At 67.0% G+C, this 14,534-nt stretch carries 15 protein-coding genes; 7 read left to right on the top strand and 8 right to left on the bottom strand.

What is annotated here, in order from left to right:
- Positions 1-27 precede the first annotated feature (27 nt).
- From ACM9NP_RS03520 to ACM9NP_RS03495, 6 genes are all read right to left on the bottom strand, one after another.
- Complete coding sequence (locus ACM9NP_RS03520) at positions 28-1,536, bottom strand: PLL family lectin (RefSeq protein WP_415645088.1); 1,509 nt, start codon at positions 1,534-1,536, stop codon at positions 28-30.
- Between the two features lie 315 nt (positions 1,537-1,851).
- Entirely contained in the window at positions 1,852-2,397 is a 546-nt protein-coding gene (locus ACM9NP_RS03515; RefSeq protein WP_415645087.1) for a mycothiol transferase, read from the bottom strand.
- Positions 2,398-2,697: 300 nt separating this feature from the next.
- Positions 2,698-2,895, bottom strand: a complete 198-nt coding sequence (locus ACM9NP_RS03510; RefSeq protein ID WP_415645086.1) for a ferredoxin — start codon at positions 2,893-2,895, stop codon at positions 2,698-2,700.
- Positions 2,892-4,112 carry a cytochrome P450 gene (locus tag ACM9NP_RS03505; RefSeq protein WP_415645085.1) on the bottom strand — a complete coding sequence of 407 codons (1,221 nt, stop codon included), beginning with the start codon at positions 4,110-4,112 and terminating at the stop codon, positions 2,892-2,894. The genes ACM9NP_RS03510 and ACM9NP_RS03505 overlap by 4 nt, the downstream gene beginning before the upstream one ends.
- Positions 4,113-4,601: 489 nt before the next feature.
- A complete protein-coding gene (locus tag ACM9NP_RS03500; RefSeq protein WP_415645105.1) occupies positions 4,602-5,360 on the bottom strand; it encodes an ABC transporter permease in 759 nt (252 codons plus the stop codon).
- Between the two features lie 23 nt (positions 5,361-5,383).
- On the bottom strand, positions 5,384-6,349 hold the full coding sequence (locus ACM9NP_RS03495; RefSeq protein WP_415645084.1) for an ATP-binding cassette domain-containing protein: 966 nt from the start codon (positions 6,347-6,349) through the stop codon (positions 5,384-5,386).
- 238 nt (positions 6,350-6,587) lie between these two features.
- On the opposite strand from ACM9NP_RS03495, the gene ACM9NP_RS03490 reads away from it, so the two are divergent.
- The 3 genes from ACM9NP_RS03490 (at position 6,588) to ACM9NP_RS03480 (ending at position 8,805) form a co-directional block, all read left to right on the top strand.
- The gene (locus ACM9NP_RS03490; protein WP_415645083.1) at positions 6,588-7,559 is read left to right on the top strand and encodes a TIGR03557 family F420-dependent LLM class oxidoreductase; all 972 of its coding nucleotides are present in this window, start codon (positions 6,588-6,590) and stop codon (positions 7,557-7,559) included.
- A 114-nt stretch (positions 7,560-7,673) separates the two neighbouring features.
- The gene (locus ACM9NP_RS03485) at positions 7,674-8,147 is read left to right on the top strand and encodes an anthrone oxygenase family protein (protein WP_415645082.1); all 474 of its coding nucleotides are present in this window, start codon (positions 7,674-7,676) and stop codon (positions 8,145-8,147) included.
- Between the two features lie 52 nt (positions 8,148-8,199).
- A complete protein-coding gene (locus ACM9NP_RS03480; protein WP_415645081.1) occupies positions 8,200-8,805 on the top strand; it encodes a PadR family transcriptional regulator in 606 nt (201 codons plus the stop codon).
- A 98-nt stretch (positions 8,806-8,903) separates the two neighbouring features.
- Here ACM9NP_RS03480 and ACM9NP_RS03475 read toward each other — a convergent pair whose 3' ends face one another.
- Positions 8,904-9,293, bottom strand: coding sequence for a VOC family protein (locus ACM9NP_RS03475; protein ID WP_415645104.1), 390 nt, complete (start codon positions 9,291-9,293; stop codon positions 8,904-8,906).
- 283 nt (positions 9,294-9,576) lie between these two features.
- On the opposite strand from ACM9NP_RS03475, the gene ACM9NP_RS03470 reads away from it, so the two are divergent.
- On the top strand, positions 9,577-10,068 hold the full coding sequence (locus tag ACM9NP_RS03470) for a SigE family RNA polymerase sigma factor (RefSeq protein ID WP_415645080.1): 492 nt from the start codon (positions 9,577-9,579) through the stop codon (positions 10,066-10,068).
- Positions 10,065-11,234, top strand: a complete 1,170-nt coding sequence (locus ACM9NP_RS03465; RefSeq protein WP_415645079.1) for a hypothetical protein — start codon at positions 10,065-10,067, stop codon at positions 11,232-11,234. Before ACM9NP_RS03470 ends, ACM9NP_RS03465 begins: the two co-directional genes overlap by 4 nt.
- Before the next feature lie 56 nt (positions 11,235-11,290).
- Here ACM9NP_RS03465 and ACM9NP_RS03460 read toward each other — a convergent pair whose 3' ends face one another.
- Positions 11,291-11,866, bottom strand: coding sequence for a hypothetical protein (locus tag ACM9NP_RS03460; protein ID WP_415645078.1), 576 nt, complete (start codon positions 11,864-11,866; stop codon positions 11,291-11,293).
- Positions 11,867-12,177: 311 nt separating this feature from the next.
- Here ACM9NP_RS03460 and ACM9NP_RS03455 point away from each other — a divergent pair, with 311 nt between their 5' ends.
- Together ACM9NP_RS03455 and ACM9NP_RS03450 are read left to right on the top strand one after the other, a co-directional pair.
- Positions 12,178-12,612: a MarR family winged helix-turn-helix transcriptional regulator gene (locus ACM9NP_RS03455; protein ID WP_415645077.1), complete on the top strand. Its 435-nt coding sequence runs from the start codon at positions 12,178-12,180 to the stop codon at positions 12,610-12,612.
- 342 nt (positions 12,613-12,954) lie between these two features.
- Positions 12,955-14,517 carry an MFS transporter gene (locus ACM9NP_RS03450; protein ID WP_415645103.1) on the top strand — a complete coding sequence of 521 codons (1,563 nt, stop codon included), beginning with the start codon at positions 12,955-12,957 and terminating at the stop codon, positions 14,515-14,517.
- Positions 14,518-14,534: the final 17 nt, after the last annotated feature.

Genomic DNA, 14,534 nt, shown 5'->3' with positions numbered 1-14,534 from the left:
GGGTCGGGGTCGGGGTCCAGCCTCGGGTCAGTCCGGAGCGATGGAACCGCCCCAGTTGTCACCGCCCCGGAAGCCGTCGACGTCGTTGACGAAGCGGTGGTCGAGAGTCCCGTTGGTCGTGCGGTAGAAAACGTGATGTTGTCCGGCGACCGACAACCCCATCGGATCGCCCGCGACGACGCCGATCGCGCCCCAGTCGTCGATCCCGGGGTCGATGCCCGGCCACCAGTACCAGTGCGCCAGGTCGCCATTGGCCTTGCGCGCGAAGATGTGCTGCTGGTCGCCGTGCGTCATGGCGTGCGGGTTGCCCTCGAAGGCGCCGCCGAGCCAGACACCACCATTGATGGTCCCCGAGCCGTCGTCGAAGAACCGGTGTTCGAGGTTGCCGTCGGTGTTGCGGTAGAAGACGTGATGCTGATTGCCCAAATAGGAGAAACCGGTCGGGTCGGACGCGACCCCGCTCGTGACGCCCCAGTTGTCCACGCTCGGCTCGATTCCCGGCCACCAGTACCAGTGGACGAGTGCACCGGATTCGGTGCGGGCGAAGATGTGCTGCTGATCGCGGTGCACGAAGGCGTGCGGATTTCCGACGAAGGTCGTGTCTCCCCACACGCCGCCCGAGACCTGACCGCTCACGGTGTCGTAGAAGCGGTGCTCCAAACGGTTGTCCTGGTTGCGGAAGAACACGTGCTGCTGGTTGCCGTACGCGAATCCCGTCGGGTTCGACGCGACCAGACCGACGGTGTTCCAGTCGTCCACTCCGGGCGGATTCGAGCCGCCTTGGTAGAAGTGCCGCAGTGTGTCGTCGGAGCTTCGGGCGAACACGTGCTGGAGACCATCATGGACGTATCCGAAGCTCTTGCCGACGAGCTGACCTCCGCCCCAGTCGGCGGAGACGACCCCCGAGCCGGGCGACCACGACAGGTTCGTCAACGTCCCGCCGGTGTTGACGGCCGTGACGTGCTGCGCGTCGCCGTACAGATAGGCCCGTCCCGCGACGGAACCGACGCCGACCCGTGCCTCGGCGATCAACGTCCGCGCCTTCGCCTCGTTCTCGTCATAACGATCGGGGAAGCCGGAACGCTGAACGCATTGGGCGACCTGACCGGCGGTGTATCCGGGATTGCGTCGATCGCAGTCGATCGCACGGGTGAAGAACTGCGTCGAGGCATAGTGGACGTTCAGGATCTGTTCGGGGGTCCCCCAGCCTTGACTGGGACGCTGCTGGAACACGCCGAGCGAGTCCTTGTCGCCGCAGGGGAGATTGTTCATGTGCGACTCGACCCAACCGGCCTCGAAGCCGGCGAGCATCACCTTGTCGTTGACGTTGTGCTGGACGCCGACCTGATAGACGATCCGAATGACCCCGGGATCGTGATTGGGCGGGATGAAGTCACATGCCTGGATTTCGGCGGCATTGGTCCGCGACTCGGAAGGGGCGGCCCAGGAGGGCTGCGCCATGGCACCTGCCAGCGTCACGGCGCCGACCGCGACGACGAACAGTCGTCTCCATCGATTCATCTGTTGTCCATTCATGGTCTCGATTCCTCGTGGTAGGACATACACATCCCCACTATGGACTGCGAGGCGACGACCACACGGGCGTCGATCATCGCCTCGACCGGATACCACGCTATCGAGATCAATCGAACTACGTCAATATGTCACATACGGCGCGCGCCGACGCCGACACGCGATCGAGGAACCGCCAAGCAGCACCACAATGGATGAATGGACGTGCGATCGCCCGCGGATCAACATGACCCGGATCACCGGGCACGACCGCTCAAGCCCGCCGTTGAACTGCACCGACGGCCACGGCGGCGAATGCGAGGACTCGCCGGCCTAAGGTCAGCGCGGAGGGTCTTCCCCGGTCAGACCGTCGATCGACTCGCGAAGGAGGTCGGCGTGCCCCGTGTGGCGCGCGTACTCCTCGATCAAGTCGACGAGAATGCGTCGTAGGCTCGGCGATCGACCGTCCGGCCACGTGAACCGCGCGAGCTGGCCGAGGTTTTCGGTCTCGAGTGTCTCGGCCACGGCGGCACGCGATCGCGCGACCGCCGCATTCCACAGTGAATAGAGGCTTTCGGGGGTGTCCTCGGCGGCGGAGTCCCACTCCCAGTTCGGATCGGCGTCCCAGTCGACCGCGTCCCACGGCGCGCCGAGGCGACGATCGCGCAAACGGCGGGTGAAGTAGTCGTCCTCGACGAGCGCGAGGTGCTTTAGCAGCCCGCCGAGGGTCATCGTGGACGCGCCGACGGTCGCGCGAAGTCCGTCCGCGTCGAGCCCGCCGGCCTTCCACGCGAAGGTGGCGCGCTGGCGTTCGAGGGAACCGATCAGGGTGTCGGCCTCGTTCCCCGCGACGGGTGGCTCGGTGGGAATCGCGTCGGCGTCCATGCGCGCCGAGTCTAGTGTGTCCCGGGGTCGGTCTCGGTTAGCGACGACGACGACTTCGCGGGTTCTCGCGCTCGCGGTGCCCGAGATTCCCCATCGCTCCCACGCCATCGGGTCGGGCTCGGGGACGTCCGACGTACCCGCGCGACTGGACGCGGACGGGTCCGTCGCTCGTCGAACCGACGCTGAGGTCGGGAGGTTCGGAGCGCGTCTTCGCCCGGCCGACGCCGCGTCGGTTGCCGGGGTGACCGCCCGGAGGGGTGACCGTTGGTGGAGACGGAGAACCTTCCCCACCAACGGATGTCATTCCTCGATCGAGATGGCACCGGACGGGCAGAGGGTCGCGGCCTCGGTCACCGTGTCCTGGACGTCTCCGTCCTGTGGGTTGGCGTCGATGGTGAACGAGACGCCGTCACTGTCGCGCTGGTCGAAGACCTCCGGCGCGAGGAAGACGCACTGCCCCGCACCAACGCACTTCTCCTCGTCGACGGTGATCCTCACGCCGGACCCCAGGCGACCGGCAGCGTCTCCACACCGTAGATGACCTGGTGCGGGCGGAATCGAACATCGTCGACCGAGTCCGCCAACCGGAGGTCCGGGAAGCGTCGCAGCAATGCCGGGAAGGCGATGCGCAGTTCCGCGCGCGCCAGCGGAGCCCCGAGGCAGTGGTGTGCGCCGTGCCCGAACGCGACATGTGGCGCGGTCTTGCGATCGAGGCGCAGAATCCCGGGTTCGTCGATGAAGTCGGGGTCGTGGTTCGCCGCCGACAATCCGAAGAGGACCTGTTCGCCCGCGCGGATGAGCTGTCCGGCGAGTTCGATGTCTCGGGTGGCCACACGCGGAACACCCGCGTGGACGACGCTGAGGAACCGCAGCAACTCCTCGATCGCCTGGTTCACATAGGACGCGTCTTCGAGGTTGCGGCGGAGCGCCACCAGTTCCTCCGGGTTGGACAGGAGGGCGTACGTCCCCAGGCCGAGCATGTTCGCCGTGGTCTCGTGTCCGGCTGTCAGCAGCAGCCCGGCCACGTTGATCAACTCGTCGGTGTCGACGGCGTCGCCGTGGTCGCGGACCAGCATTCCGAGCATGTCGTCGCCCGGCTCGGCCTGTGCGCGCGCGACGAGTTCCGCCATGTACGCGCGCATCTCGAACCCCTTCGCGCGCCGCTCCGGTTCGCTCAACGAGGTGTCGAGCTGGCGGGACGACCGCTCCTGGAACTCGGCCCGGTCCTCATAGGGGACGCCGAGCAGTTCGCAGATCACGAGTGACGGAATCGGCAGCGCGAAGTGCGCGACCAGGTCCGCTCCCGGTCCGAGGCGTTCGAGTTCGTCGAGGTGGTCCGTCACGATCTCGGTGATGCGCGGTTCGAGCTGACGGATGCGTCGCATCGTGAACTCGGGCGTGAGCAGCCGCCGCAGGCGGGTGTGGTCGGGCGCGTCCATGCCCAGGAGCTGGCCCTTGCGCAGCCGTTCTACCTCCTCGGTCGAGAGGTCCGCGATCTGCGCCGCAGCGATCTCCGTCGTGTTGTTGGAGAAGGTGTCCGCGTCGGCGAGCGCGGTTCGGATGTCGGCGTAGCGGGTGACGAGCCAGGCGTCACCGACGCCGAGCGTCGCGCGGACCTTGGCCAGTTCACCTCGCTCGCGTAGGGCTGCCAGGTCGTCGGAGGGCGTGAAACGATCACGAGCCATGTGCAGGGGGACCTCTACCGCGTCCGTCATGGACGTCTCCTCTGGTCGGAAGTCGTTACGGTCGCCACCGCCAAGGGGTGCGGCGGGGCGCGTCACGCCGCCGGACCCGTACCGCGATTCATCACAATGGATGATTGGCTTTCGTAAGGGCCACAGCGGTATTCAGTTGAGACACTCAACGGTATCCAACGCATCACCCGCTCGCGGCCATGAAGCGCCGTGAGGGGCGATCGGGCGACTTCCGTTGACGGCGAACGGACAATGTCGACGCAGGTCGGAAGAACGTGGCCGTCGGCGATTATGATCCGCGACACAATCACGAACAGCACTGTGGAGTATGTCGCGCATCAACCGCATCGGAATGGCGCCCGCGACCTTTCCCATGTCGATGGGAGGCGGGAGTGGACGACCCCGCCGCGCCGGAGACGGACGTCCGACCCTCGAGTGGACCGGCCGCCCGGTGTAAATCCATGGTGGATCCGAGCCGGGGTGGGACGGTCGCCCCACCCCGGCCATCGGTCAGGACGCCTCGCGGCGGATCGCCGCGATCCCCACGACCAGACCGACCGCGGCGACCGCGGCCGCCGACACGATCCCCGGCCACAGCACGGACCAGACGAAGTCACCGGCGAACAGCGAACGCTCCGCCTCCACGATGTACGTCAGCGGGTTGAACGCGGCGATCGCCCGCATCCAATCGGGCCCCTGTTCCAAGGGCAGCATCATTCCCGACAGGATCAGCAGCGGGAAGAGCAGCGTCTGCTGCACGCCCCAGAAGAGCCACTCCTTGTCGCGCGAGGCGATCGCGAGCGAATAGGACAACGCGCCGAGCCCGACCCCGAGGACGGCGAGGATCGCGAGACCGATGATCGCGCCCAATGGATACAGCTCGAAGCCGAACGGCAGCATCACCAGGATGACGATCACGGCCTGGGCGACCAGTGGCGCGATCTCCTTGAGGGACTTGCCGACCATGATCGCGGGCCGGCTGAGAGGGCTCACCATCATGCGTTCGTGCGATCCGGTCGTCATCTCGAACTGGAGATTCGACCCGGTCATCGACGTGCCGAAGAGCGCGATCATGACGATGATGCCGGGGACGAACCATTGCCATGGGTTCTCCCCCGGCACGGTCGGCGTCGCGGCCACGAGCGGGCCGAGGAGCGCGAGGAACACCAGCGGCTGTGCCAGCGAGAACACGGGCGTGAATGGGTCGTAGAGGGTGGGGCGGGTCTCACGTACGAAGACTTTCGCGGTGTCGGCGAGGAAACTCACCAGGCGTCCTTTCGGGTTGCGGATGGTCACGCGGCCGTGTCGGCGTCGCGCAGGGTGCGGCCGGTCAGGGAGAGAAAGACGTCGTCGAGGGTGGGGATGTGAACGTTGGCGGCGCGGGCTTCGATCCCGGACGCGTCGAAGCGGCGCAGCAGCCGGGGAAGGACCTCGTCTCCACTATCGACTGTCACGATGAGACTGTCACCGTCGACGGTCAGATCGCGCGCGTCGTCCAGGTATTCGGCGGCGATCGCGGACGCCTTGTCGGCCGCGGTCGCCTCCGCGAAGCGGATCTGGACGCGGTCGCCGGCGAGCGTCGCCTTGAGCTGCGCGGGAGGTCCCTCGGCGATGATCGTGCCGTCGTCGATGATGATGACCCGATCGGCGAGCTGGTCGGCTTCTTCGAGGTAGTGGGTGGTCAGGAAGACCGTCATGCCGGTCTCGGCGCGGAGTCGCTTGATCTCCTCGGCGAGGTTGGCGCGGTTCTGCGGGTCGAGACCGGTGGACGGTTCGTCGAGGAACAGCAGCGGCGGTCGGTGCATCATGCCCATCGCGATGTCGACGCGACGACGCTGCCCACCGGACAGACTGCCGATGGCGCGCTTCGCCTGTGAGGACAGTCCGAAGTGGTCGAGTAGTTCGCCGGCGCGCTTTCGAGCGTCCGCCGCTCTCATTCCGTAGAAACGGCCGTGGTCGGTCAGTTCGTCGATGATCTTGTGATGGTGCCCAGCGCCATTGCCCTGTCCGATGTAGCCGATGCGCGAGCGGACGCTCACGGGGTCGCTGACGACGTCATGGCCCGCGACGGTCGCGGTGCCCCGCGTCGGCCGCAGCAGGGTGGTCAGCATGCGCAGAGTGGTCGACTTTCCCGCTCCGTTCGGTCCGAGGAACGCCACGAGTTCGCCGGCCTCGACGTCGATGTCGACGCCCTTGACGGCGTGCACTGTCTCTTTCTTCGCCCGGTATTCCTGGGCCAATCCACGGGTGTGGATCACGAGCGCCTCCGATGCTCAAACTTGAATGCCGGTCGAGACTAGCCGAGGAAACGCGCGTATGCAAACTTGAATACAAAAACTTTAGTGTCCGCTCCCGAGCGGAGTAAAAGACCCGCCCGGAACAGGGACGGCGACGTCACGCGCGAGTCACACGAACCGCCGCGACGACCCCACCGCGCACGTAGGGTGAGGCCGAACGTGCCCAGCCGACCACACACCGCGATCAGGGGGAGGCGTCATGCAGATCGGCTACAAGCTCGCGGCGGAGGCGTTCGGACCCGCCGAACTCGTCCGTCAAGCGGTCCGCGCGGAGGAGGCGGGATTCGACTTCGTCGAGATGAGCGACCACTACCACCCGTGGCTCGACGAACAGGGACATTCGCCGTTCGCGTGGACGGTCCTCGGCGCGATCGCCGCGCGCACCGAACGCATAGGACTCGCCACGGGCGTCACCTGCCCGACGATCCGGTACCACCCGGCGATCATCGCCCAGGCGGCCGCGACGCTGGCACTGTTGTCCGACAACCGTTTCGTCCTCGGCGTCGGCTCCGGAGAGCGGCTCAACGAACACGTCGTCGGTCAAGGCTTCCCGGCCGCGACCGAACGTCAGGACCGACTTCGCGAGGCGCTGGAGATCATCCGGCTCCTGTGGCAGGGCGGCTACCAGTCCTACCGCGGCACCCACCTGCGGCTGGAGGACGCGCGCGTCTTCGACCTGCCGGAACGGCTTCCTGCGATCGCGGTCGCGGCGGGTGGCCCGCGCGCGGCCCGCATCGCCGCAGAGCTCGGCGACGCCCTGTTCTCGACGGAGCCGCGGGCCAAGCTCGTTGAGGCGTACCGAAAGGCGGGCGGCACCGGTGCCCGATACACGGAGGTCATGGTCGCCTATGCGAAGGACGTCGACACCGCTTCCCGGGCGGCGTGGGAGACGACGCGCTGGGCCCTCACCGGCTGGAAGGTCATGGCGGAACTGCCGAACCCGGTCAACTTCGAGGCGGCGTCGGCGCACGTACGGGTCGAGGACGTTCGCGAGAAGTTCGCCTGCGGTCCCGATCCGACGCCGTACCTGGCCGCGGTTCAGGACTACGTCGACGCGGGATACGACCAGATCGTGTTGATGAACGCCGGACCCGACCCGGACGGGTTCTTCGACTTCTTCACCAACGAACTCGCCGACGCGATCCGACGACTCCGTCCCGTCCCCGCGTAGGCGGCCCCCCATAGTGGATTTGTGACGATCGGCGCGAACTGGTGGATAATGGCCTGCGGACGGCGCTCCACGGGGGTACAGTGGCGCGGCTCGTCCCCCTTTAAGGAGCTACCTATGTGGAGTACAATCGCCGACGTGTCGCTGGTCGCGGCCACCGTCACCGTCGGTCTCGTCGCCGGAGTGTTCTTCGGTTTCGCCGTCGCGGTCATGCCGGGCCTCGGCCGAACCGACGACGCCACCTTCGTCACCGCCATGCGAGCCATCAACGAGGCGATCCTCAACCGTTGGTTCCTCGGCTGCTTCGTCGGTGCCGTCCCGCTCGCCGTGATAGCCGTCGTCACGAGGTTCCCCGGCCCCCCGGCGGCCCTCGTGTGGACGATCGTCGGGCTCGTCGCATACCTCATCACCTTCGGAATCACCATGGGCGTCAACGTGCCGTTGAACAACCGGCTGAAGGACAGCTCCGAAGCGGACTCCCTGGCCCGGGCCGCGTTCGAGCCCCGCTGGAATCGCTTCCACGCCATCCGAACCGTGAGCGTCGTGGCCGCGACCGTCGCGTTGTGCGTCGCGCTGATCCTGGCGTCGTGACGGCGGCGCGTACTCTTGCGGCGAACATACCGAAGAGGAGTGAACTGCGAAAATGTCGGCGACCCGGTTGCTCGTGCTCGGGGCGGTGCGCATCCACGGGACCGCGCACGGATACCTCGTCCAGAACGAGTTCCTGGCCTGGGGCGCTCATGAATGGGCGAACGTCAAGTGGGGTTCGATCTATCACGCGCTCAAGCACATGACCAAACAGGGACTGTTGACACAGCACGAGGTCAACGACGGATCCTGGCGCGTCGACTACACGATCACCCCGGACGGCGACGCGGAGTTCCTGCGGCTGTTGCGAACGGCGCTCGCCCACCCCGAACACCGACCCGACACCTTCGCGGCTGCGCTCGCGTTCTTCACGGCGCTACCGCGCGCCGAGGTCGTCGATCTGCTGCTCGCCCGGATCGGGGCGCTCGAGAACGAGCGCGACGAGAAGGCGAAGCACGCCGCCGACAGTGCCCAACGCTCCCACGGCGTCGACCACATCACCGAGCTCTTCGGACTGTGGGCGACGACGGCGGAGTCGGGCATCGCGTGGACGCGCGGCCTGGTCGACCGGTTGAGGTCCGGCCAGTACGTCATGGCCGACGACGATCCTCGCGCCTTCGGAACGCTGGGGTCCGGCGGAACCCCCGAACGCCATCCATAGGAGACACGCGTCGTCGGACGATCCGATCGGCGACGGCGCGCGGTGGTCACGACGAGTTGACTCCCGAAGGAGGAGGTCCCCTCCCTCGGGAGTGGTGTTCAGTTCCAGCCGCCGTACGGCACGGTGATCAGCTCCAGGAAATGACCGCACGGGTCGAGAAAGTAGAAACCTCGCCCGCCGTCGTTGTGGTTGATCTCGTTCTCCCGCGACTGACGCGGATCGGGCCAGTACGTCAGACCGCGTTCGACGATCTTGGCGAACGCGGCGTCGAAGACCTCGTCGGACACCAGGAACGCGTAATGCTGCGGGTGGATGTCGGCTCCCGCCGCCACCGTCGCGAAGTCCAAAGTGACTCCATTGTCGAGGGTAACGGGAATGAACGGCCCCAAGGGGCGGCCCACCTCCAAGCCGAGGATGTCGGCGAGGAACGCGGCGGACTTCTGATTGTCCACGGCCGAGACGACCGTGTGATTGAGCTGAACGGACAGGGTGGAACTCCTCATATCGTGACGACCCCGACCCCGGACCGGTGCGAGAAGGTCGACGGGAGCGCCGCCACATCGCAGATGGTAACCCGGTGAGCCGTATGCCACAAGAGACACGAGCCACCATCGCCGTCGGGTATGGGACACCATTTCGTGGGCGAGGACGCGTCTAGGAGGAGTGTGGGCGACCGTCCGGCCGCCCCGCGAGGGAGGTGATTCGATGCCGATGGTCATGACCGAAACAGATCGGAGTGCCGAGACCCAATATGCCACTGTGGATTTGACGATGACGAAGGACGCGGCGTTCACCGAGTTCGTCGCCGCGCACTCGAGGTCGCTGTTGCGCGCGGCCTTCCTGCTGACAGGAGACCAACAGCTCGCCGAGGACCTCGTCCAGGACGCCTTGGCGCGGACGTACCGCGCGTGGAATCGCTTGGAGCGCTTGGACAACGCGGCCGCGTACACCCGAAAGACGATGTACCACCTGCAGGTCAGCTGGTGGCGACGACGACGGGTCGCGGAGTACGTGTCCGATGAGTTGCCGCACCGTGCCGCGCCCGGCCGCGACGTCGACCTGGAAGTCGTCCTGCACACGGCGCTCCTGCGGTTGCCGACGGCACAGCGGGCCGCGATCGTGCTGCGGTATTTCGACGACCGGACGGAGAACGAGGCGGCCCACATCCTCGGTTGTTCCCGATCGTCGGTGAAGACCCGGGTCCGTCGCGGCCTGGCGACCATGCGCACCCTGGTGCCCGAACTCGAGGACCTGTTGACATGACCGAACTACGAGAACTACTGCGTTCCCGCGCCGACAACGTGCGGACCACCGCTCTCGTCGACGGCTCGATCCAGCGTGGCCGGAGCCTCCAGCGTCGACGCACGACCGGGACCGTCCTCGGTTGCCTGGCGCTGCTCGGGGCGCTCGGCGCCACATACGCCCAGATCGCCTCCCAGGGGCTGGACGCGGCACCGCCTGCGGAAACCGATCCCGCAACGGAGTGGACGGCGCTGCCGTCGACCATGACCTTCATGGACGAGTACGGCCAATCCATGTGGCGAGTGCCGACCGACGGCGAACCGGAGCTGATCCAACTGCCGGTCGATCCCGACTTCGGATCAGTCGGTGCATGGACGGTGTCGCCGGACGGCACGTCGTTCAGTTTCGTCGACGAGTTCGGGCTGGGAGTGGGGCCCGCCGACACCGACATGCCGATCCACATGTACGAGGCGAAGTCGTTGTGCGCCACGCAGAGTTGGTCTCCCGATTCACGAGAGATCATGCTCGGGGACTGCTTCGGCGATGCCATCGAGCTGGTGTTCATCAGCGTGACCGACGGCGAAGAGCTGCGTCGGATCTCCGATGTGGGCAATCTCGGCACCGCGTTCTACGTCGGGGGCGGAGAGCAGATCGTCTGGGGCAACAACGTCGACGGATACACCATCGCCGACGTCGACGGCGAGAACCGACGCCCATTCGACGTCGGGGAGGTTCCGCTCGACCCCGAGGACATCTGGTTGCCGGCACAGATGCCCCCGGGCGAGCCGTATCCGACCAGTCGGCGGGTCACCGGCACCTCCTCGGACGGACGCCTCGTCTGCCACGACGTGACCTGGAACGACGTGCCCGAGGCGGACCCGTACAGCGTGGGCTGGCACCCCGGCGAGGACACACCCGCGTTCATCATGAACTCGGCGACCGCGAACACCGATTGCGACGTCCTCCTCGACACCACGACCGGCGAACCCGTCCGCGTCCCCGGAGCGACCCTCGACGGCGCCGTGTTCGGGCCGCAGGGCGAGACCCTGCTCGGAGTCATCCGGGATGACGGCACCGGCTACGAACTCCGTCTCATGGACGCCGATTGGCAGCTCCTCGACACGCGGCTCATCAGCGGCCTGGACCTGGACTACGAGGGCTCGAGCGCACTGCGGTCCTACCGCTGACCCCGAAGGCTCCGGCCGACGTCGGGCGGGACCCGTCGATCGACGGGTCCCGGTGGTCAACTCAGCTTCGCCGATTCGGCGAGGATGTCGTCCCGATCACCCAGCAGGACGGCACGGTCCGCGGTCCTGGTGAGCAGGTACTGCGCGCGTTCCCGCAGCCGCGCGTCATGCCTGCCGCAGGCCGCGACCAGCTTGACGCAGCTGAGCAGGACCAGACGGCCGCTCCGGGACGCCAGGCAGCCGACGTACGCGTCGAATCCGAGCACCAGTTCGTCACGGCACCTGTCGAGGTCGGCGCTGCCGAGTCCCGTTCCGGTTTCGCAGAGGCGGCCGGAGTTGATGTCCGCCAACAGGTGTATCGCGGCGTCGACGGCGGGCGCGCTCGCCGTCCACAGCAGCGACACCAGGCACGGCGTAACGGCTTCGGCCGCGCGGCCGCGCGGTCCGCACTGCCCCATGAGGCGGCGGACCCGCTCCACGGCGTGTTCGGCGGCGCGCTCGCTGTCGGCCCGCGTCAACGCGCGTATCGCCTGCGGGAGCCGGTCCGGAGGGTCGACCGTGTCCGTGAGATCAGACCAGTCGTATCTGGCCAGTTCCCACTCCACCATCATCGTCTTCACTTCTGTTCCCACACTGTGCACTTCTGCCCCTAATGGACATCGGCCGAGAGCGACACGCTCTCGCGGTGTTTCGGTCAGATGGGGACGGGCGACCCCGAGCCTCACGACCTCTTCTTTTCACCAGTGTGACCCACCCTCGCCAGGCGAGGCGCCCCGGCATGTCGAGCGAACCCGACGCCACGGATCCATCGTTGTCTTTATCCACAGTGTTCACGATCCCGCGAGTGAAGACGGGACCACCGACGGACGACGGGCGACGGCGACACGCGCCGAAACGCGCCGACCGCTATCGTCGACACGATCCAGGAATGAGGAGTGGAACCGTGACCGGCGACGACGTGATACGCCAGCTGGAAGAGGAACTACAGACCCTCTTTCGCGCCTCGCGAGCCGCCACCCGCGACCTCGCGCGCGAGGTCCATCCCCGGCTCGACCGGACGACGTACCCGATGCTGACGCTCCTGACCAACGGCGCGCGTCGATCCTCCGACATAGCGCAGATGCTCGCGCTCGACAAGTCCACCGTGACGCGTCAGATCGACGCCGCCGCACGCCTGGGCCTCGTCCGCCGCGTTCCCGATCCGAGCGACGCGCGAGCCCGCCTCGTCGTACTCGAACCGATCGCCGAGGAGACCATCGCGCGGCAACGCTCCGAACGACGTGAGCGGCTGCGCGTCGCCCTCGACACGTGGGACGCCGCGGAGCTGGCGGACTTCGTCCGATTGCTGCGCAAACTCCACTCGACCGACCTGCGGTGACCCGACTCACCGTTCGCCCGTGACCTGGCGCTCCACCGGGAGGTAGTGGCGGCGTCGACACCTGCCCGACCACCGTCGCGAGAGAACCAGATCACACCGGAAGACGACGATCGGCGTTGCCGGTCCCGCGCGCCCTCGATATGGTTGCAGATAGCAATTAATTCATGGTGGGATTCCTCGGCCCGCATTCTCCATTCATCAGTGGTGACGCATCGACGCGTGATCCGCCGAGGCCACCGGTCAACGTCAATCGGGAGACCATTCGTGTCAACGACCAGCGAGCAGGCGCCGGACGCCTCCATCGCCGCGCCGACGGAACTGTCCGCCGAGGAATCCGGGCGCATGTCGCATTCGGAGATCGTCAAGGCCCTCGTCGGCATGCTCATGGCGATGATGACGGCCTTCCTGTCGTCCACGATCGTCTCGATCGCGCTGCCCACGATCATCACCGAACTGCGCGGCTCCCAGAGTCAGTACACCTGGATCGTCACCGCGACCCTGCTCGCCTCCACCGCGTCGACCCCGATCTGGGGCAAACTCGCCGACCTGTTCGACAAGAAGCTCCTCATCCAGATCGCGATCACGATCTTCACTCTCGGATCGATCGCCGCCGGCTTGTCCCAATCGACCGAGGTCCTCATCGTCTGGCGTGTCATCCAGGGACTCGGCCTCGGCGGACTCCAGGCGCTCGTCGTCATCGCGATCGCCGCGATGGTCAGCCCACGCGAGCGCGGCAAGTACATGGGCCCCGTCGCCGCCATCATGTCGGTCGCGACCGTCGCCGGGCCACTCCTCGGGGGCCTCATCGTCGACACCAGCTGGCTGGGCTGGCAGTGGTGCTTCTTCGCCGGAGTCCCCCTGGCCGTCGCGGCGCTCATCGTCGTCCAGCGGACCCTGCACCTGCCGGTGATCAAACGCCCCGTCAACATCGACTACCTCGGCGCGGGCCTGATCGCCAGCGGCGTCAGCGCGCTCCTGATCTGGGTGACGCTCGGCGGAAACCAGTTCGCGTGGAACTCCACGACGTCGTGGGCAGTGGCGGGAATCGGCGTGGCCCTCCTGGCCCTGGCGATCATCGTCGAGGCCCGCGCGAAGGACCCGATCATCCCGCTGCGGCTGTTCCGCGACCGAACGACGGTCCTGGCGACCGTCGCCAGCATCGCCGTCGGCACCGCGATGTTCGGCGGCGCCGTGTTCCTCGGCCAGTACTTCCAGATAGCGCGCGGCTACTCTCCCACCGAGTCCGGACTGCTGACGCTCCCGATGGTGATCGGCTCCATGATCACGTCCTCGGGCTCGGGCTGGCTCATCACCCGTTTCGGCCGCTGGAAAATCTTCCTCGTCTCCGGTAGCGCATTCATGGTCGCCGGTTTCGCGCTGCTCGGGTCGATCGACCACGAGACGAACATGGTCCTCATCGGCACCTACCTGTTCGTCCTCGGCGTCGGCATGGGCATGCTCATGCAGAACCTCGTGCTGGCCGTGCAGAACTCCGTCGCACCATCCGATCTGGGCAGTTCCAGCTCGACCGTGGCGTTCTTCCGATCGCTCGGTGGGACCGTCGGGGTGTCCGTGTTGGGCGCGGTACTCGCGACCCGGGTCGGCAACCTGATCTCCGACGGCCTCGCCGCCATCGGGATCGACGTCGCCGACGCTCCGGGCGGCGAAGAGGTCGGCATCGGACAGCTCGACGAGTTGCCGGCCCCGCTCGCCGACATCGTCCGTGCCGCCTACGGGGACGGGACCGCCACGATCTTCCTCATCGCCGCGGCCGTCGCGGCCGTGTCGTTCCTCGTCGTCCTGTTCATCAAGGAAGTGCCCCTGCGGACGCAAAGCGGGATGGAGGCTCAGCTGGCCGAGGCGAGGGCCACCGAAGTCGACCGACCGAAGGCCGTCGTCGGTTAGACCCATCGACGAAACGG

This window comes from Stackebrandtia soli (assembly GCF_965137155.1).
Classification (GTDB): domain Bacteria; phylum Actinomycetota; class Actinomycetes; order Mycobacteriales; family Micromonosporaceae; genus Stackebrandtia; species Stackebrandtia soli.
This window is presented reverse-complemented; position numbering and strand designations above follow the sequence as displayed.

Coding starts and splice junctions, on each gene's coding strand:
- ACM9NP_RS03465 (WP_415645079.1), top strand. CDS start 10,065: ATGACCGAACTACGAGAACTACTGCGTTCCCGCGCCGACAACGTGCGG.
- ACM9NP_RS03520 (WP_415645088.1), bottom strand. CDS start 1,536: ATGAATGGACAACAGATGAATCGATGGAGACGACTGTTCGTCGTCGCG.
- ACM9NP_RS03480 (WP_415645081.1), top strand. CDS start 8,200: ATGTCGGCGACCCGGTTGCTCGTGCTCGGGGCGGTGCGCATCCACGGG.
- ACM9NP_RS03505 (WP_415645085.1), bottom strand. CDS start 4,112: ATGACGGACGCGGTAGAGGTCCCCCTGCACATGGCTCGTGATCGTTTC.
- ACM9NP_RS03490 (WP_415645083.1), top strand. CDS start 6,588: ATGCAGATCGGCTACAAGCTCGCGGCGGAGGCGTTCGGACCCGCCGAA.
- ACM9NP_RS03470 (WP_415645080.1), top strand. CDS start 9,577: ATGACGAAGGACGCGGCGTTCACCGAGTTCGTCGCCGCGCACTCGAGG.
- ACM9NP_RS03515 (WP_415645087.1), bottom strand. CDS start 2,397: ATGGACGCCGACGCGATTCCCACCGAGCCACCCGTCGCGGGGAACGAG.
- ACM9NP_RS03485 (WP_415645082.1), top strand. CDS start 7,674: ATGTGGAGTACAATCGCCGACGTGTCGCTGGTCGCGGCCACCGTCACC.
- ACM9NP_RS03450 (WP_415645103.1), top strand. CDS start 12,955: ATGTCGCATTCGGAGATCGTCAAGGCCCTCGTCGGCATGCTCATGGCG.